The sequence below is a fragment of the Streptomyces sp. NRRL S-337 genome (assembly GCF_000720175.1).
GTDB lineage: Bacteria > Actinomycetota > Actinomycetes > Streptomycetales > Streptomycetaceae > Streptomyces > Streptomyces siderophoricus.
Genome location: NZ_JOIX01000225.1, coordinates 1 through 201 on the forward strand (window position 1 = coordinate 1; position 201 = coordinate 201).

General features: G+C 70.1%; 1 protein-coding gene. It reads left to right on the plus strand.

Annotation, left to right across the window (positions count from 1 at the left end):
- Nucleotides 1-201: NAD-binding protein (locus IG62_RS0141130; RefSeq protein WP_030816482.1), on the plus strand; the 201-nt coding region annotated here is incomplete at both ends.

The following is a 201-nucleotide window of genomic DNA, read 5'->3' on the forward strand; positions in this document are numbered from 1 at the left end:
CCTGGAGAAGTCCGGCGTCGACCTCGCCGCCGCCCTGGACGTCCTCAACGGCGGCCTGGCCGGCTCCACCGTCCTGACCCGCAAGAAGGACAACTTCAAAAACCGCGACTTCGCACCCGGCTTCCGCATCGACCTGCACCACAAGGACATGGGCATCGTCACCGACGCCGCCCGCACCGTCGGCGCCGCCCTGCCCGTCGG